The organism is Microbulbifer sp. YPW16, from assembly GCF_021290385.1.
Lineage (GTDB): Bacteria > Pseudomonadota > Gammaproteobacteria > Pseudomonadales > Cellvibrionaceae > Microbulbifer > Microbulbifer zhoushanensis.
On sequence record NZ_CP089928.1, the window covers coordinates 3,291,052 to 3,307,628 of the forward strand.

18 protein-coding genes are annotated in these 16,577 nt (G+C 63.4%); 11 read left to right on the plus strand and 7 right to left on the minus strand.

Going from position 1 to position 16,577, the window contains the following annotated elements:
• The first annotated feature begins 114 nt into the window (after positions 1-114).
• A complete protein-coding gene (locus LVE68_RS14295) occupies positions 115-1,308 on the plus strand; it encodes a pyridoxal phosphate-dependent aminotransferase (protein WP_232941082.1) in 1,194 nt (397 codons plus the stop codon).
• Between the two features lie 97 nt (positions 1,309-1,405).
• On the plus strand, positions 1,406-1,882 hold the full coding sequence (locus LVE68_RS14300) for an Lrp/AsnC family transcriptional regulator (RefSeq protein ID WP_232941083.1): 477 nt from the start codon (positions 1,406-1,408) through the stop codon (positions 1,880-1,882).
• Between the two features lie 43 nt (positions 1,883-1,925).
• Here the strand turns inward: LVE68_RS14300 and LVE68_RS14305 are convergent, their stop codons facing one another.
• Both LVE68_RS14305 and LVE68_RS14310 read right to left on the minus strand, forming a co-directional pair.
• A complete protein-coding gene (locus LVE68_RS14305) occupies positions 1,926-2,966 on the minus strand; it encodes a HupE/UreJ family protein (protein ID WP_232941084.1) in 1,041 nt (346 codons plus the stop codon).
• Positions 2,963-3,817 carry a peptidyl-prolyl cis-trans isomerase gene (locus tag LVE68_RS14310; protein ID WP_232941086.1) on the minus strand — a complete coding sequence of 285 codons (855 nt, stop codon included), beginning with the start codon at positions 3,815-3,817 and terminating at the stop codon, positions 2,963-2,965. The genes LVE68_RS14305 and LVE68_RS14310 overlap by 4 nt, the downstream gene beginning before the upstream one ends.
• A 292-nt stretch (positions 3,818-4,109) precedes the next feature.
• Between LVE68_RS14310 and LVE68_RS14315 the strand changes: the two genes are divergently transcribed.
• A complete protein-coding gene (locus tag LVE68_RS14315; protein ID WP_232941088.1) occupies positions 4,110-4,511 on the plus strand; it encodes a DUF4345 family protein in 402 nt (133 codons plus the stop codon).
• Positions 4,512-4,600: 89 nt separating this feature from the next.
• Here LVE68_RS14315 and LVE68_RS14320 read toward each other — a convergent pair whose 3' ends face one another.
• From LVE68_RS14320 to LVE68_RS14340, 5 genes are all read right to left on the minus strand, one after another.
• Complete coding sequence (locus LVE68_RS14320) at positions 4,601-5,413, minus strand: sterol desaturase family protein (protein ID WP_232941089.1); 813 nt, start codon at positions 5,411-5,413, stop codon at positions 4,601-4,603.
• A 162-nt stretch (positions 5,414-5,575) separates the two neighbouring features.
• Positions 5,576-6,643 carry a helix-turn-helix transcriptional regulator gene (locus LVE68_RS14325; RefSeq protein WP_232941090.1) on the minus strand — a complete coding sequence of 356 codons (1,068 nt, stop codon included), beginning with the start codon at positions 6,641-6,643 and terminating at the stop codon, positions 5,576-5,578.
• A gap of 34 nt (positions 6,644-6,677) precedes the next feature.
• Complete coding sequence (locus LVE68_RS14330) at positions 6,678-7,244, minus strand: lytic transglycosylase domain-containing protein (protein ID WP_232941091.1); 567 nt, start codon at positions 7,242-7,244, stop codon at positions 6,678-6,680.
• Positions 7,245-7,369: 125 nt separating this feature from the next.
• The gene (locus LVE68_RS14335) at positions 7,370-9,097 is read right to left on the minus strand and encodes a proline--tRNA ligase (protein ID WP_232941093.1); all 1,728 of its coding nucleotides are present in this window, start codon (positions 9,095-9,097) and stop codon (positions 7,370-7,372) included.
• Between the two features lie 183 nt (positions 9,098-9,280).
• On the minus strand, positions 9,281-9,709 hold the full coding sequence (locus LVE68_RS14340; protein ID WP_232941094.1) for an HU family DNA-binding protein: 429 nt from the start codon (positions 9,707-9,709) through the stop codon (positions 9,281-9,283).
• A gap of 279 nt (positions 9,710-9,988) precedes the next feature.
• Here LVE68_RS14340 and LVE68_RS14345 point away from each other — a divergent pair, with 279 nt between their 5' ends.
• The 8 genes from LVE68_RS14345 to tolQ all read left to right on the plus strand — a co-directional run bounded on the left by LVE68_RS14345 (position 9,989) and on the right by tolQ (position 16,566).
• Entirely contained in the window at positions 9,989-10,249 is a 261-nt protein-coding gene (locus tag LVE68_RS14345; RefSeq protein WP_232941095.1) for an FmdB family zinc ribbon protein, read from the plus strand.
• Between the two features lie 74 nt (positions 10,250-10,323).
• Positions 10,324-12,105, plus strand: coding sequence for an aspartate--tRNA ligase (gene aspS / locus LVE68_RS14350; protein WP_232941096.1), 1,782 nt, complete (start codon positions 10,324-10,326; stop codon positions 12,103-12,105).
• A gap of 113 nt (positions 12,106-12,218) precedes the next feature.
• The gene (locus tag LVE68_RS14355; RefSeq protein ID WP_232941098.1) at positions 12,219-12,962 is read left to right on the plus strand and encodes a YebC/PmpR family DNA-binding transcriptional regulator; all 744 of its coding nucleotides are present in this window, start codon (positions 12,219-12,221) and stop codon (positions 12,960-12,962) included.
• 111 nt (positions 12,963-13,073) lie between these two features.
• Positions 13,074-13,604: a crossover junction endodeoxyribonuclease RuvC gene (gene ruvC / locus LVE68_RS14360; RefSeq protein WP_232941100.1), complete on the plus strand. Its 531-nt coding sequence runs from the start codon at positions 13,074-13,076 to the stop codon at positions 13,602-13,604.
• Between the two features lie 74 nt (positions 13,605-13,678).
• Positions 13,679-14,290 carry a Holliday junction branch migration protein RuvA gene (gene ruvA, locus LVE68_RS14365; RefSeq protein ID WP_232941102.1) on the plus strand — a complete coding sequence of 204 codons (612 nt, stop codon included), beginning with the start codon at positions 13,679-13,681 and terminating at the stop codon, positions 14,288-14,290.
• Positions 14,291-14,404: 114 nt separating this feature from the next.
• Positions 14,405-15,427, plus strand: coding sequence for a Holliday junction branch migration DNA helicase RuvB (gene ruvB / locus LVE68_RS14370; RefSeq protein WP_232941103.1), 1,023 nt, complete (start codon positions 14,405-14,407; stop codon positions 15,425-15,427).
• A 41-nt stretch (positions 15,428-15,468) separates the two neighbouring features.
• Positions 15,469-15,873: a tol-pal system-associated acyl-CoA thioesterase gene (gene ybgC, locus LVE68_RS14375; protein WP_232941104.1), complete on the plus strand. Its 405-nt coding sequence runs from the start codon at positions 15,469-15,471 to the stop codon at positions 15,871-15,873.
• Positions 15,874-15,876: 3 nt separating this feature from the next.
• Positions 15,877-16,566: a protein TolQ gene (gene tolQ, locus LVE68_RS14380; protein WP_232941106.1), complete on the plus strand. Its 690-nt coding sequence runs from the start codon at positions 15,877-15,879 to the stop codon at positions 16,564-16,566.
• Positions 16,567-16,577 lie beyond the last annotated feature (11 nt).

Below are 16,577 nucleotides of genomic sequence, written 5' to 3' on the forward strand. Positions count from 1 at the left end.
TGCGGCAAAGGCGCCCAAAATGGCGCGGGAATGCGAAAAGCACCGCGCTTTAGCGCCATCGATTACCCGCCCGGTTGTTAACGTAGAAGTATCGATAACAACCGGACAGGAACGATGTACAAGCCACATTTCAGTAACGCCAGCGAGCGACTCAACCAGGCGGATGCCAATGTCTGGGCGGTCAGTGACCGGGCCCACGAACTGGCCGACAAAGGCGAGGACGTGATATTCCTGTGTGTGGGCGACCCCAACTTCGATACCCCGGAGCCGATCCTCGATTACACCCGCGCGCGCCTGGGTGTCGGCCGTACCCACTATTCCCCCGATGCCGGCGAGCCGATGCTGCGAAGTGCCATCGCCGCGATCGAGAGCAAGGTGTCGCCGCACCCGTGCAGCCCGGACGATGTAGTGGTGTTCCCCGGTGGTACCAACGCCATTTACGCCGTGCTCGCCTGCCTGCTGAACCCCGGCGAGAAAGTGCTGATCCCGGAGCCGATGTATATCGGCTATGTGCCCATCTGCAACGCACTGGGCCTGGAGATGCAGAAAGTCGCCTGCCCGGCGGAGGACAACTTCGCCTTTGACGTGGAGGCGATCAAGGCGGCGATCACCGACGACATCCGCGTGGTGATGATCAATACCCCGGTGAATCCCACCGGCGCCATGGCCACCCCGGAGCAGCTGCGCGAGCTGGCCGCCTACTGCCGCGAGCGCGATATCTGGCTGATCAGCGACGAGATGTACTCGATGATCACCTTTGCCCGCCGTCATACCTCCCTGCGCACCGCCGCCGAGGAGCTGGACAACGTGGTAGTGATTGACGGCCTGAGCAAGTCCCACGCCATGAGTGGCTGGCGCCTGGGCTGGGCGGTGGCCAGGGGCGAGCTGACCGAGCGGCTGGCCCAGTTCGCCGGCGCCACCATCTTCGGTTGCCCCCAGTTTATCCAGGAGGCGGCGGCCTTTGCGCTGGAGTTCGACTCCTATTTCGTCAGCCAGATGCGCGATGCCTACCAGCAGCGCCGTGACCTGATTGTCGAGCGGATTGCCGGGATCCCGGGGCTCAGCTGTGCCACGCCGGACGCCGGCATGTTCGTGATGGTGGATGTGTCGAAGGTGGCGGAATCCGGCGAGGCCTTTGCCGAGGCGCTGCTGGACGCGGAGCACGTGTCGGTCCTGCCGGGTGCGCCGTTCGGCGCCAGTGCGGTGAACCACGTGCGCCTGACCCTGGCCGCCGATGACGGGGACCTGCGCCGCGCGCTGGACCGTATCGAGCGCTTCGTCACCAGTGGTAACCGCCAGGCGGGTTGATTGAGGCGGCGGGCCAGTGGCCCGCCCGACCCGATGTTTCGGCCCGGCACGAATGCCGGTATCCTTGGCCCCTCCGTGGTAGAAGATCAACAACACCGTGAAAATCGACCGGCATAACCTGAAAATCCTGCAGGCACTGCAGACCAACGCGCGTATCAGCAACCTGAACCTGAGTGAAGAGATCGGCCTGTCCGAGAGCGCCTGCCTGGCGCGGGTCAAGCGGCTCACCAGTGAGCGCTACATCCGCGAGTTCCTCGCGGAGGTCAACCTGGACAAGGTCCGCCACGCAGAGTTCTACGTCAATGTGGCCCTGAAACGCCAGGATGCCCGCACCAGCGAGAGCTTCCGGCGCGCCATCAACGATATCCCGCAGATCGTTTCCTGCGTGAAGATGTCGGGAGAGTTCGATTACATGCTGCGCTTTATCTGCCCGGACGCGGCGGACTTCAACCGGGTGTCCGAGCAGTTGCTGGCCAACGAGGATGCGGCCATTTCGCGCATGACCTCGCACCTGGTGATCGAGAAGACCAAGCCGTTCAAGGGTTACCCCCTGGAACTGTTGTTCCAGGACTGATCTGTCCCTTTCCGGGCCGGCGATGGCCGGCCCCCGCCCCGGTTCAGACCAGCATCATTGCCAGGGTGCGATCCACCAGCCACCAGGCTGCCAGGCCGCCCACCACATAGGAAACCGGGGTCGCCACCAGTGCGCTGGCGGGCGCACTGGTCCGGGCCTCCCACAGTTGCACCGATGGCAACCGCCGGCCCAGCCAGTACAACGCGGCCAGCGCGCCAATAAAGGCCAGTTGTCCCGCCTCCACGCCGATATTGAACACTGCCAGCGACAGCGGGATCGCGTGCCCGGGTACGCCAATTTCCGCCAGCGCCCCGGCGAATCCCAGCCCGTGTAGCAGCCCGAAGGCAAAAGCCACCAGCCAGGGTCGCTGGATCGCGATGGTCGAGCGGCCGCGCTGTTTCTGCAGAATCTCGCTGGCGACAAACACGATGCTGAGGGCAATGATCGCCTCCACCGGCGCCTGCGGCACGGCGACCCAGCCGAGCACTGCGGCGGCCAGGGTCAGGCTGTGGGCAAGGGTGAAAGCTGTGATGGTGATCACCAGTTGCCGCCAGCCACTGACCAGCAGCACCAGTGCCAGCACAAACAGCAGGTGGTCGATACCCAGCAGGATATGCTCCACACCCAGCACGAAATAGGTCGCGGCAACCTGGGCGCCACTGGCCCTGGTATCCACCACCATTCCGGTTTTGTCCGGTAACAGGCGCGCCACCTGTTCGCGCCCGTCCTGCCACTGGATGCGCACCAGTGCGTCGGTCATGGTCTGGCTCAGCCCATCAATGGATACCTGTGCACCGGCCAGTTTTTCCGGGTGGCGGATATCCCAGGACTCGGTGTAGAAGCCATTGGCGAAGCTGGCGCGCGGTGTGCCGGTGGGCACCACGCTGTCGTCGAAGCGCGCGTTGATGGCCAGCCGCAGGTCGCCGCGGGCCGGTACCCGCCAGGTTACCCTGAAGGACTCTTCCGCGGTCTGCCGGACCTGCAGGTAGGCCGGGCGCAGTTCGTGGGAGCTGGCCTGGAATGACAGCAGCAGGGCCAGGAGGGCAAAGATCATTGTAATCTGGAGCAGCGACAGGCGATTCATTGCATGGCCACCCCGTCAGTTTCGCGCCCCGGGAATTCGTCGATACGCACCCTGTAGGCCGTGCGATAATTTTCGTACTGCGCTTCGAGTACCTGTTGCTTTTCGCTGCGCTGCCAGTCGCGCAGAACCTCTGCACGCACCTCGTCAAAACCTGCCACCCGCCGGGGCTGGCGGGCCTCGATAAAAACCAGGTGCAGCCCGTACGCTGACTCCACCGGACCGCTCCACTGCCCCCGGGGCAGGTCGAGCAGCTTCGCGGCAAATCCCCCGCCGAAAACCCGCTCCAGCCGCTCGCTGCTCTCGTCACGGTAGTGGGCCTGCAGCAGGCTGCTGTCACCCAGCTCCGCCTCCGGTACCCCTTCCCCGAGCAGTGCCCGGGCGGTCTCGACAGCCGATTCCGGGTTTTCGTGGGCCGCGCGGTCGAAATAGACCTGCCGGAAACTCATGCGTGCCGGCCTCCGGTATTGTTCGGCATTGGCGGCGTGGAAATCCCGCAGGGTTTTTTCGCCGGGATCGACGGCATCGACCAGGTCCCGGGCCAGGAACTCCATCTTCATGCGCAGGCGCCGCCTGATGACCGTGTCATCCCTGTCCAGGCCCAGGTTCATTGCCTCGCGGTAAAGCACTTCCTCGCGGATAAAGTTTTCCACGAGGTCATGTAGTTCCTGCTCAGAGGGCGGGCGCTGCCAGCGCCGCTCGAACACGGCGGCGAGATGATCGATACGGTCGCGGCTTACGACGATTTCATCCAAACTTTCATCTCTATCCGTAAATACAGCGTTGATGCCGAACAGCAGCGCCCCGATCAGGGCAAAGTGCACCAGCGGTTCACGCAAGTACGAATTACGCATACTGACGTCCTTTCCATTATTGTTGGGCCTGTAGTTCCCGGGGCTGTTAGAGCCGGGGTCATGCCAGTCGGGGGGAGGAGATGCGGGGCGCCTGCCACGGCTCCCCCACGGCGATTGCAATGACGCTCGATCGGATAGTAGTCCGGAGTGCTTCCGGTCGTGGCCGCCTGGCAGGTAAAACCGCATCCGGTACGCAAATTTCATCGACAGGGGCGGAAAGCTGGCCCGTCGGGGAGTGTGGGGCCAGACTTCAAGGGTCTTATGGGCGAACCGCTTGTAAAGGAGGCAGGCTGTGAGAAACAGCGGAACGATTTACCTGATTCTGAATGCGTTGGTGTTCGCGATCATCGGTGTGATGGCCTTTGCCAATCCAGCGGCTTTCGCCAAGACGATCGACTTTGCGTTGCTGGCACCCTCGGCCATGCCGGAGTTCCTGGCCACATTTGGCGGGTTGATGCTGGCGATCGCCGCAGCGATCGCGTTGGCCCTGGTGTTCCGGCGCCATCGACCCACCGCATTCCTCCTGCTGGCAATGGCCTATGCCGGGTTTGGTGGCGGGCGCCTGGTGGGCATGCTGGCCCACAGTGGTTTTGACTGGCGCAATGGGTTGTTCTTTGCCACCGAGGTGCTGCTAATACTGTGGGGCGTTGCCTGTTACCTTCACGGGCGTGACAAGCGCCCCCAGGCTTCCTGAAACAAAAATGCGTGGCACCGGACGCCCTGTAACGGGTGCCGGGCCACGCGAGCTTGCGGACTTCATTGCCGATCAGCCGCAATCCGGTGTCAGGCGGTCACCTGCAAATCTTCTCTCCCGTCGTCATCGCCGTTATTCCCGGCAGCGGCACGGCGGAACTCGTCCTTGTAGTTCTTAAACTCGGTGCCCATCCAGCGGTCCCACCAGGTGAAGTAGAAGCCGTAGTTGCCCTGGAATTTCTGGTGATGCAGGTCGTGATGCGTAGTGGTGGTCATAAAGTCCAGCGGGCCATCGACCCAGCTGCGCGGATGGAATTCGCAGCCGGCGTGCAGCATCGCGTTGCGAAAGATCATTACGAAAATAAACGCCAGCCACACCAGCACATGCAGGGGCATCAGGGTCAGGATCAGGGGGGAGAAGACCGCCATCAGCACACCCTCGCCCACCGAAAAACTGTAGGCCGCCCATGGCGTGGGGGTGCGGGACAGGTGGTGTACCCGATGGAAGTGCCGGAACAGGCGGGGATGATGCATGGCCCGGTGGGTCCAGTAGAAGTAGGCATCGTGGACCAGGATGACCACCGGCAGGCTCAGGACAGCCCACCACAATGGATAGTCCCCCCACTCCCAGTAGAGCTTCACCAGCCCCCAGTCGCGCAGCACGCTGGTGATGATGCCCACGGTGGCAAAAATCCCCAGGGTCAGCATGGAGAAGCTGACTTCCCGGCGGATATCCCGCCAGCGGGCACGGCGCTTCTGGATCCGCCGGCGCTCCATCCAGCCCCGGAACAGCCAGCTGACGGACAGGCTCACTGCGGTAGCAGCCATCAGGTAGCGAAACAGGTCAGTCCTGAAATGCGACAGCCATGCCTGGGCCATCTCCGCGAGAAACGCCACTTCCATAGGTTCACCTGCTTATTCTTCTTCCGATGTTTTTTATGGTGGCCGCAGGGCCGGACACAAGGTCCGCCCCCACAGTGAATCAGGGAAGAGTCTGGCGGAAAGTGCGGGTGGACGCTTACGGAAAACGAAAAAACAGCTGACGGATTCCGGAATTATGCCGATTCAGGCGGGCAGCCTTTCGCGTCGGTACTCGGTGGGTGTCTGCTGGTGGCGGCGCTTGAAAGCGGCATTGAAGGGGCTCAGGGAGCGATAGCCAATATCCAGCGCGATGGTCAGCACCGGCAGGTGGGCCTGCCCCGGATCCGCCAGCCGGGTGCTGGCCTCGTCGATACGGTACTGGTTCAGGAATTCGTTGAAGTTGCGGTAGCCCAGGTGGCGGTTGATCAGGGCGCGCAGGATATGTTCGCGGGCCCCCAGTTCCTCCGCCAGTTCGCGGATGGTGAGGCCGGTGCGGCGGTAGCCGCCGGCCTGCATGTGGGCCTCGAGCTTTCCTGCCAGTTGCCGCTGGCTGTCATCCATGGGCGACGGGGGGCGGGGCGTGGCCTCGGTGGTAACCGCTTCCTCATTGTCCCTGGGCAGGGATTCCGCCAGTGCACCGGGGGCCGGGGCCAGCAGCCAGAGGCATGCTGACAGCGACAGCAGGCTGGCCAGCACTGCATGCAGGGCCGGGATGCCGGCGGGGGCGGGCCGGTAGGTGAACAGGAATTCGGCCATGACAACCAGCAGCATATAGCCGCCGACAGCGATCATCAGGACCAGCCGCAGGTTGCGGCGGGCTTCCACCAGATCCGACTGGTAGTGGCGCAGCAGCGTAATCACCCCGGCGGACAGCAGCCCCAGCTTGAGCGGCTGGGCAAGGATATAGGTGGCATTATCCAGCGCCTGCCAGTTGTCGCGGAGCAGGCTGCTACTGGACAGGCTGTTGATCACCACGTCGAGGCCGATGAGCGCCCAGCCCCAGCGCGGGAAAGGGTCACAGTCGTGGCAGAGGGTGTGGGCGAACAGCCAGAAAGCACCGGGTACCAGGATCGACGGGAATACCACCAGGAAATCCAGTGGCGGCGGTGCTTCGGGAAGGGCGTGGCGCAGCAGGTAGAAAAATACGCCGGTGATCACCAGCAGCAGCCAGCGTGCGGCGTCGAGTCCCCGGTAATGGGTTGCCAGCTTGGCGGCGGCCAGTAGCAGCAGGCTGCAGGCGGCGCCGGTGAAGAAGATGAACGCGGTACTCACTGCCTGTCCCCTGTACCCGTGCCGCAGACTGCCATCAGCGCCAGCGCTCCGCCCAGGCGTCCAGTACCTTGCTGCTGTAGGTGTGTCGGCCGTAACTGCCGTTGTAGTAGGCCAGGGCGTTGGCCAGGTTGCCCCTGGCCTTGCCGATATAGTGCTTGAGGATGGTACAGCCGTAGCGCAGGTTGGTGTCCATATCGATCAGGTTGTCCGTGGGGCTGCCGATTTCGTTCTTCCAGAACGGCATCACCTGCATCATGCCCTGGGCACCCACGCGGGACACCGCGTAGGGGTTGAAGGCGCTCTCGATCTGGATCACCGCCAGGACGATCTCGGGGCTGAGCCCGGCCAGGGTGGCTTCCCGGTGGATCGCCTTGAGCACGTGCATACGTTCATCCGGGTCCTTGATGTAGCGCGCCAGCGGCTGGGACTTGGCCATCAGCCATACCTCCGCGTCAAAGCGGTCGGCAAAGCTGTCGGCCTGCCCGATGGCATTGCGCAGCGCTGCACGCTCCTCCGGCGCCAGCTCGGGGATGCGCACCTGGGCATTGGCGCCGGCGGTAAACAGCATGAGCAGCAGTGCAATAAGGCTTGTTCTTATCATGGCAACCGATTTTACGAGAAGGTGCGGGGAAAGGGCAGGGGGTAGTTCATGGTGACACGGCCGGGGCCGGTTGTGGGGGCGCGCGATCGGGAGCCAGCCGGCTCCCGACCCCTATCGTAGAGCGGTTAACCGCCCAGTTTTTCCAGCAGGACTTCGACCAGCTGGGACTCGGCGAAGTCCTGGCTCTCCGCGTCGCGGCGGCCCTTGTATTCCACTACGCCTTTCTCCAGGCCGCGGTCACCCACCACAATGCGGTGCGGAATGCCCATCAGTTCGACGTCGGCCAGCATGGCCCCCAGGCGCGCCTTGGGTTCGTCCATCAGCAGTACATCGACGCCGGCCTCGCGCAGGGTCTCGTAGAGGTGGTCGCACTTCTCCCGTACCAGCTCGCTCTTGTGCATGTTGATGGGCACGATGGCCAGCTGGAAGGGTGCGATGGCCTCCGGCCAGATGATGCCGGCATCATCGTGGTTCTGCTCGATGGCGGCAGCGACGATGCGCGAAACGCCGATACCGTAACAGCCCATGGCCATGGTCTGCTCCTTGCCGTTCTCATCCAGCACGGTGGCGTTCATTGCACGGCTGTACTTGTCGCCCAGCTGGAAGATGTGGCCAACCTCGATACCACGCTTGATTTCCAGGGTGCCCTTACCATCAGGGCTGGCATCGCCGGCCACCACGTTGCGCAGGTCCTCGACCCGCGCCAGCTGCACATCCCGTTCCCAGTTGACGCCGGTCAGGTGGTAATCGTCGCGGTTGGCGCCGCAGGTGAAGTCGGCCAGGTGCGCGGCGGCGCGGTCCACGATAACCTCGATTCCCAGGCCCACCGGTCCCAGTGAGCCGATACCGCAGCCCAGCTCGGCGCTGATGCGCTCCTCGGGCGCGAATTGCAGCGGGCTGGCGACTCCGGCCAGCTTTTCCGCCTTGAGCTCGTTCAGTTCGTGGTCGCCGCGCAGTACCAGGGCCACCAGGGGGGCGGTTTCGCCCTCTTCTGCCTCCCCCAGTACGATCAGGGTCTTGACCGATTGGGACGGCTCGCTACCCAGGAACTGGCTCACCGCGTCGATGGTTTTCTGGCCCGGGGTGTGTACCTCGGCCATGTCGGCCGCGGGTGCCGGGCGCTCGCCAGCCGGGGCCACGGCTTCGGCCAGCTCCACGTTGGCGGCGTAGCGACTGTCGGTGGCGAAGGCAATGTCGTCTTCTCCGCTCTCGGCCAGTACGTGGAACTCATGCGAGCTGGAGCCGCCGATGGCGCCGGTGTCCGCCAGTACCGGGCGGTAGTCCAGGCCGATGCGATCAAAGATGCGGCAGTAGGCGCCGTGCATGATGTCGTAGGTCTCCTGCAGCGAGTCGGCACCCAGGTGGAAGGAGTAGGCATCCTTCATGGTGAACTCGCGCGCCCGCATCACGCCGAAGCGCGGGCGGATTTCGTCGCGGAACTTGGTCTGTACCTGGTAGAAATTGGCCGGCAGCTGCTTGTAGCTGCTGATCTCGTTGCGGATCAGGTCGGTGATCACTTCCTCGTGGGTGGGACCCAGGCAGAAGGGGTTGTGATGGCGGTCCTCGACCCGCAGCAGTTCCGGCCCGTACTGTTGCCAGCGACCGGATTCCTCCCACAGTTCGGCCGGCTGGACCACTGGCATCAGCACCTCCAGGGCGCCGGCGCGGTCCATTTCCTCGCGCACAATACGCTCCACCTTGCGCAGCACGCGCAGTCCGGTGGGCAGCCAGGTATACAGTCCCGAGGACAGGCGACGGATCATGCCCGCGCGCAGCATCAGCTGGTGGCTGATGACCACAGCGTCATTCGGGGTTTCTTTCTGGGTGGCGATCAGGTAGCGGGATGCGCGCATAAATCGAGTCTTGTCCGGTTGGTTTTACTGGTAATTGGGTCTGGCTTTCTGGGCGGGTATTTTACGCCGGGGCGGGCTGGGGATGGTAGGGGCGCGCGGGGGCAGTTTTCCCTGCCGGGCCGGGGCCCCAGACAGAAAACCCCGCCGGGGGCGGGGTCTGGCGTCCGGAATCGGCGGGTATTCTTACTCGGCCATTTCCTTCAGCTTCTTCAGCGGGCGTACCTTGACGGTAGTGCTGGCGGGCTTGGCCTTGAATACGGTCTCTTCGCCTGTGAACGGGTTGATACCCTTGCGGGCCTTCTTGGCCGGCTTCTTCACGGTGGTGATCTTCATCAGGCCGGGCAGGGCGAATTCACCCACCGCGCGCTTCTTGATGTGACCCTCGATGATGTCGGACAACTCGTCCAGTACAGACTGGACCTGCTTGCGGGTCAGCTCGGTGTTCTCGGAGATCTGGTTCAGGATCTGGGTCTTGGTGTACTTTTCCTTGATCGCAGTAACCTTCTTGGCCTTCGGGGCGGCTTTCTTGGCCGGAGCCTTCTTAGCCGCGGTTTTCTTCGCTGCGGTCTTCTTAGCGGGTGCTTTCTTGGCTGATGCTTTGCGTGCGGCCATGAGTAGCTTCCTTTTGAGTTGTGTTTTTCCGATAAAAATGTGTTCGTACAGCGTGGTACTGCCCCGAAGTATATATAGTTTTTTTTCACGCGCACGGGGTTGAGCGGGAAAAATAGTGCTTTTTTTCACGATTTTGGCCCCCGGACTGCTGCGCCGTGCTCATTTTGGTGGGCATTGCACCCTGCGGGGGCGGCTGCGGTGGAGCGGCCTCTGCCTGCTTCTTCCCTCGCGGGGCGTCATGTATAATCTGCGCCCCTTAATGTATCGGGTACTGAATCCATGCCGATCTATGAATATCAGTGCAGTGCCTGCGGTCACCAGATGGAGGCCCTGCAGCGTATCAGTGATGCGCCCCTGACCGACTGCCCCGAGTGCAAACAGGCCGAGCTTCGCAAGAAGATCTCGGCCGCCGGCTTCCGTCTCAAGGGCGGCGGCTGGTACGAGACCGACTTCAAGACCGGGAACAAGAAGAACCTGGCCGGGGATGCGGCCAAGCCCAGGGCGGACAAGCCCGCCGGGGACAAGGCCAAGGCCAGCTGACCGGGGCCTGGCCGGAGCCAATCGGGCGGCACCTGCCGCCCAGCCAATCACTATCGACAACGGGAATTGTATTCATGCGCAGCGACTACTGTGGCGCCCTTCGTTCTGCGGACATCGACCGCGAAGTTACCCTGTGCGGCTGGGTGGACCGCCGCCGCGATCACGGCGGTGTGATCTTCATCGACCTGCGCGACCGCGACGGTATCGCGCAGGTGGTGTTTGACCCGGACGCGGCGGAGTACTTCGAGCTGGCCGACCGGGTGCGCAGTGAGTACGTCCTCAAGGTTACCGGACGTGTTCGCGCCCGTGCGCCCGAGGCGGTTAACCCGAATATGGCCACCGGCGAGATCGAGGTCTACGGCACTGCCCTGGAGATCCTCAATACGGCGGAGACTGTCCCGTTCCAGCTCGACGAGCACACCGATGTCGGTGAAGACGTGCGTCTCAAGTACCGCTACCTGGACCTGCGTCGCCGCGAGATGCAGCACAACCTGCGCTTCCGCTCCAGGCTGACCACGGCCATCCGCAATTACCTCGATGGCGAGGGCTTCTTGGATATCGAGACCCCGATCCTGACCCGCGCGACGCCGGAGGGGGCTCGTGACTACCTGGTGCCGAGCCGCACCCACGACGGCAAGTTCTTCGCCCTGCCGCAGTCGCCGCAGCTGTTCAAGCAGCTGCTGATGGTGTCCGGCTTCGATCGCTATTACCAGATTGCGAAGTGTTTCCGCGATGAAGACCTGCGGGCGGATCGCCAGCCGGAATTTACCCAGATCGATATCGAGACCGCCTTCCTCGACGAAGACGCCATCATGGCGATTACCGAGGCCATGGTGCGCAGCCTGTTCAGCGAACTGAAAGGTGTCGAGCTGGGTGACTTCCCGCGCATGAGCTATTACGAGGCCATGCTGCGCTTCGGTTCCGACAAGCCGGACCTGCGTATCCCGCTGGAGATGGTGGAGATCAAGGACCTGATGACCGAGGTGGAGTTCAAGGTCTTCTCCGGCCCGGCCAATGACCCCAAGGGTCGCGTGGCGGCGCTGAAGGTTCCGGGCGGCAACGACAAGCTGACCCGTAAGCAGATCGATGATTACGGCAAGTTTGTGGGTATTTACGGGGCCAAGGGCCTGGCCTACATCAAGGTCAACGACAAGGATGACCTCGAGGGCGGCCTCCAGTCACCGATTACCAAGTTCCTGCCCATCGAGACCCGCGCGGCGATCCTGGAGCGCATGCAGGCCGAAAACGGCGACCTGATTTTCTTTGGTGCCGACAAGGCCAAGATCGTCTCCGAGGCACTGGGCGCCCTGCGCTGCAAGCTGGGCGAGGACCTGGACCTGTACACCGCCGAGTGGGCACCGCTCTGGGTAGTGGACTTCCCCATGTTCGAGGAGGAGGACGACGGCAGCCTGACCTCGCTGCACCACCCGTTTACCGCTCCCTCCTGTTCACCGGAAGAGCTGGAAAAGAACCCGCTGGAAGCGCTGTCGCGGGCCTACGACATGGTCCTGAACGGCACCGAGCTGGGTGGTGGCTCGATCCGCATCCACAACCAGGACATGCAGCAGGCGGTGTTCCGCACGCTGGGGATCGACGAGCGCGAGCAGCGCGAGAAGTTCGGCTTCCTGCTCGACGCGCTCAAGTACGGCGCGCCGCCCCACGGTGGCCTGGCCTTCGGCCTCGATCGCCTGGTGATGCTGATGACCGACAGCGACTCAATCCGCGATGTGATCGCCTTCCCGAAAACCCAGAGCGCGGCCTGTGTCATGACCGATGCCCCGGGCACCGTGGATTCGCGGCAGCTGCGCGAGCTGAATATCCGCCTGCGCCAGAAGAAGGAAGAGCAGGTCAGTTAACAGTTGCGTCCCCTGCCGGCGCTGGCCGGCAACCAGTGCCATCCGGGTCCCGGCTGGCACCGGGGTGACGACAGGTTTGCAAAAGCCACGACGGAGAATTACCGGAGAGAGTAATGGCTGGACACAGTAAATGGGCCAATATCAAGCACCGCAAGGCGGCCCAGGATGCCAAGCGCGGCAAAGTTTTCACCAAGATCATTCGCGAGCTGACCGTCGCTGCGAAGAGCGGTCCCAACCCGGATGACAACCCGGCCCTGCGCGCTGCTGTCGACAAGGCGCTGGGTGCCAACATGAAAAAGGACACCATCGACAAGGCGATTGCGCGCGGCGCGGGCAATGCCGAGGGTGATAACTACGAGGCGGTGACCTACGAGGGCTACGGTGTCGGCGGTGTTGCGGTCCTGGTGGAGTGCCTGACCGATAACCGCAACCGCACCGTTGCCGAGGTTCGCCATGCCTTTACCAAGCGCGGCGGTAACCTGGGAACCGATGGCTCGGTAGCCTATCTCTTCACCCGCAAGGGCCAGATGTATTACGAGCCCGGCACCGATGAGGATGCCCTGATGGAGGCGGCCCTGGAGGCCGGGGCCGAGGACATCGAGACCAACGATGACGGCAGTATCGAGCTCACCACCGAGTTCCAGGACTACATGCCGGTAAAAGACGCACTGACTGAGGCGGGCTTCAAGCCGGACGGTGCCGAAATAGCCATGATCCCGTCCACCACCATCCCGCTGGAAAAGGATGGTGCGGAAAAGGTGCTGGCACTGGTGGATATGCTGGAAGACCTGGATGACGTGCAGAACGTCTATACCAATGCCGATATCCCCGAAGAGGTCATGGCCGAGCTCGGCTGACCCGGGAGGGTGGGCCGCCCGGCCCGCCCTGCCTCCCTTGACGCCTCCCGCCCGCCTTGGGACACTTCTTACCTTTCGCCATTACTATATAAACATACAGGAAGGCGCCCTTTGACCCGAATCCTGGGGATCGATCCCGGCTCGCGCAAGACCGGATACGGCCTGATCGACGTGGAGCGCGGCAAGGCCCGCTATGTGGCCAGTGGTGTGATCCGCCTGCCCGACGCGGAGCTGCCCGAGCGCCTCAAGCTGATCTTCGATGCCGTGAGCCAGATCGCCGGCCAATACCAGCCGGCGCAGATGGCGATCGAGAACGTATTCATGTCCAAGAGCGCAGGCTCCGCGCTGAAGCTGGGCCAGGCCCGCGGCGCCGCCATCGTGGCGGCCACCCACGCCGACCTGCCGGTGGCGGAATACGAGGCGCGCAAGGTCAAGCAGGCCATCGTCGGCAGTGGCGCGGCGGACAAGCTGCAGGTGCAGCATATGGTGAAGACCCTGTTATCCCTGCCGGCCGCGCCGCAGGAGGACGCCGCCGATGCCCTGGCCGTGGCGCTGTGCCATATGCACACCATGCAGACCCTGGTGCATACCGCGGGCAGTGGCCGGGGCCGCTTCCGACGCGGTCGTCTCACGGTTTCCTAGCGGGCGGTGGCAGCCGGGAAGGTTGCACGGGAACATATATAAAGAAGTAAAACCACACAGAGAACCGGATAACGATGATCGGAAGACTGAGCGGCAGCCTCGCCGCAGTACAGCCGCCGCACCTGCTGGTGGATGTGCAGGGGGTGGGCTATGAAGTGCTGGCCCCGATGACCACCATTTTTGAACTGCCGCCGGCAGGGCAGCCGGTGGTGCTGCATACCCACCTGGCGGTGTCCGAGACTGCGCAGCAGCTGTACGGCTTTATCCGTGAGGCGGACCGCGCACTGTTCCGTACCCTGATCAAGGTCAATGGCGTCGGCCCCAAGATGGCGCTGGCGATCCTGTCCGGCCTCGACGGCGCTGCGCTGTCGCGCTGCGTGTCGGAGGATAACGTGGCGGCGCTGGTGAAGGTGCCCGGGGTGGGCAAGAAAACCGCCGAGCGCCTGATCATCGAGCTGCGCGACAAACTCGCGCCGCAGTTCGGTGACAGCAACGATATCCCGCTGATGGCCACTGCGGCGGAGCCGAAAGTCGACCATGCCGGGGAGGCGGAAAGCGCCCTGGCGGCACTGGGTTACAAGCCCACCGAGGCCACGAAGATGGTGGCGCGGGCGACGAAGGAGCAGCCCGATGCAGACAGTGCCACCCTGATTCGTCTGGCACTCAAGAGCATGGTGCCGGCATGAACGGTGTCTGGCCAGCTAATGGTGTCGTAGGGGCGGGCATCGTGGCCGCCCGTCCGGAATTGGGCGAACACGAGGTTCGCCCTTGCGGTTGTGATTATGCTGGCGGAGGAAGCCATGATCGAAGCTGACCGACTGATTGCGCCCGAGCCCATTGGCCCCTCCGGCCAGGAAGATCAGCACGATCGCGCCGTGCGGCCCAAGAGTCTCGCCGATTATGTGGGCCAGCCGGTGGTGCGCGAGCAGATGGAGATCTTTATCCAGGCTGCCCGCCTGCGCGGCGATGCCCTGGACCACACGCTGGTGTTCGGCCCGCCGGGGCTGGGCAAGACCACGCTGGCCAATATCATCGCCACGGAAATGGGTGTCGCCATCAAGACCACCTCGGGACCGGTGCTGGAGAAGGCCGGCGACCTGGCAGCACTGATGACCAATCTGGAGCCGGGTGACGTCCTCTTTATCGATGAAATCCACCGCCTCAGCCCGCACGTGGAGGAGGTGCTATACCCGGCTATGGAGGACTACCAGCTCGATATCATGATCGGTGAGGGGCCGGCCGCGCGCTCCATCAAGCTGGACCTGCCTCCATTTACCCTGGTCGGCGCGACCACCCGTGCGGGCCTGCTGACCTCGCCGCTGCGCGACCGTTTCGGCATTGTGCAGCGGCTGGAGTTCTACAGCGTCGAGGACCTCACCCGCATTGTCAGCCGCTCCGCCCGCCTGATGGGCGTGGAGATGGACGAGGGCGGGGCGCTAGAGGTGGCGCGGCGCGCCCGCGGCACCCCGAGGATTGCCAATCGCCTGCTGCGGCGGGTGCGGGATTTTGCCGAGGTGAAGGGCGATGGTGTGGTGGATGCGGATATTGCCGACCGGGCGCTGAATATGCTCAACGTGGATGTGCGCGGTTTTGACCAGCTGGACCGGCGCGTGCTGCTCACCATGATGGAGAAGTTCGACGGTGGCCCGGTGGGTGTCGACAGTCTCGCCGCGGCTGTCAGCGAGGAGCGTGATACCATCGAGGATGTGCTGGAGCCGTACCTGATCCAGCAGGGGTACCTAACCCGCACCCCGCGCGGCCGGATGGTCACGGCCCTGGCCTACGAGCATTTCGGCATACCCAAACCGGACCGGATGGGCTGACCGGCGGCCGCGGGCCGCCAGCAGAGATAATAAGGACCCACGTGGCAGAAGTTTTCAGCATCCCCCTGCGTGTCTATATCGAGGACACCGACGCGGGTGGAATCGTGTATTACGTCAATTATCTGAAGTATATGGAGCGCGCGCGCACAGAATTCGTGCGTTCGCTCGGTTATGATAAGCCCGCCATGCCGCAGCAGGGGCTCCTGCTGGTGGTGCATTCGGCGGAAATCCAGTACCGGCGCTCGGCGCGGCTGGACGATGCATTGCGGGCAACGGCGGCGATTGGCAAACTTGGGCGCGCGGCAGTGACATTTGAACAAAAAATCTGGCGCGACGATGAAATTATCTGCGAGGGCGTGGTCAAAGTCGCCTGTGTCGCAGATGACAGCCGCAGACCCTGCGCGCTTCCCGAATCTATCTATAAAGCATTGAAGGCAGTGAACTAAGACATGAACGCCGGTGAACAACTTTCCCTGTGGGGGCTGATACAGAACGCCAGTCTGCTGGTGCAGTTGGTGATGTTGCTACTGCTGCTGGCCTCGGTGATTTCCTGGGTGATGATCATCCAGCGCGGCCTCTACCTGACCCGCGCCAAGAAAGGGCTGACCAACTTCGAGCGCCGCTTCTGGTCCGGGGCCGACCTGAACCAGCTGTTCCGCGAGGGCAATGTGCGTGCCGAGAAGGGCAAGGTCGACGGCGTCGAGTCCCTGTTCCGTGCCGGTTTCACCGAATTCACCCGCCTGCGTCAGCAGGGCCGCAGCAGCCCCGAGGCCGTCATGGAGGGCACCGAGCGGGCCATGCGCGTGGCCATGTCCCGTGAGCAGGAGAAAGTGGAGATGAACCTGCCATTCCTGGCATCGGTGGGTTCCGTAAGCCCCTATATCGGCCTGTTCGGTACCGTGTGGGGCATCATGAACTCTTTCCGCGGCCTGGCCACCATGCACCAGGCCACCATCGCCACGGTGGCGCCGGGTATCAGTGAGGCGCTGGTGGCCACCGCCATGGGGCTGTTTGCCGCCATCCCCGCGGTGATGGCCTACAACCGCTACTCTGCCAAGGCGGAATGGCTGCTGTCCAGCTATGAGACTTTCGCCGAAGAGTTCTCCTCGATCCTGCACCGCAAAGTGCACTCCAGCTAACGCGACCGGAC

What these genes read in the sequence shown, in the direction of transcription:
- LVE68_RS14310 (WP_232941086.1), bottom strand. Translation starts at nt 3,817, where the DNA reads ATGCGTAATTCGTACTTGCGTGAACCGCTGGTGCACTTTGCCCTGATC.
- LVE68_RS14345 (WP_232941095.1), top strand. Translation starts at nt 9,989, where the DNA reads ATGCCGATCTATGAATATCAGTGCAGTGCCTGCGGTCACCAGATGGAG.
- ruvB (WP_232941103.1), top strand. Translation starts at nt 14,405, where the DNA reads ATGATCGAAGCTGACCGACTGATTGCGCCCGAGCCCATTGGCCCCTCC.
- LVE68_RS14335 (WP_232941093.1), bottom strand. Translation starts at nt 9,097, where the DNA reads ATGCGCGCATCCCGCTACCTGATCGCCACCCAGAAAGAAACCCCGAAT.
- LVE68_RS14320 (WP_232941089.1), bottom strand. Translation starts at nt 5,413, where the DNA reads ATGGAAGTGGCGTTTCTCGCGGAGATGGCCCAGGCATGGCTGTCGCAT.
- LVE68_RS14305 (WP_232941084.1), bottom strand. Translation starts at nt 2,966, where the DNA reads ATGAATCGCCTGTCGCTGCTCCAGATTACAATGATCTTTGCCCTCCTG.
- ruvA (WP_232941102.1), top strand. Translation starts at nt 13,679, where the DNA reads ATGATCGGAAGACTGAGCGGCAGCCTCGCCGCAGTACAGCCGCCGCAC.
- aspS (WP_232941096.1), top strand. Translation starts at nt 10,324, where the DNA reads ATGCGCAGCGACTACTGTGGCGCCCTTCGTTCTGCGGACATCGACCGC.
- tolQ (WP_232941106.1), top strand. Translation starts at nt 15,877, where the DNA reads ATGAACGCCGGTGAACAACTTTCCCTGTGGGGGCTGATACAGAACGCC.
- LVE68_RS14295 (WP_232941082.1), top strand. Translation starts at nt 115, where the DNA reads ATGTACAAGCCACATTTCAGTAACGCCAGCGAGCGACTCAACCAGGCG.
- LVE68_RS14340 (WP_232941094.1), bottom strand. Translation starts at nt 9,709, where the DNA reads ATGGCCGCACGCAAAGCATCAGCCAAGAAAGCACCCGCTAAGAAGACC.
- LVE68_RS14330 (WP_232941091.1), bottom strand. Translation starts at nt 7,244, where the DNA reads ATGATAAGAACAAGCCTTATTGCACTGCTGCTCATGCTGTTTACCGCC.
- LVE68_RS14355 (WP_232941098.1), top strand. Translation starts at nt 12,219, where the DNA reads ATGGCTGGACACAGTAAATGGGCCAATATCAAGCACCGCAAGGCGGCC.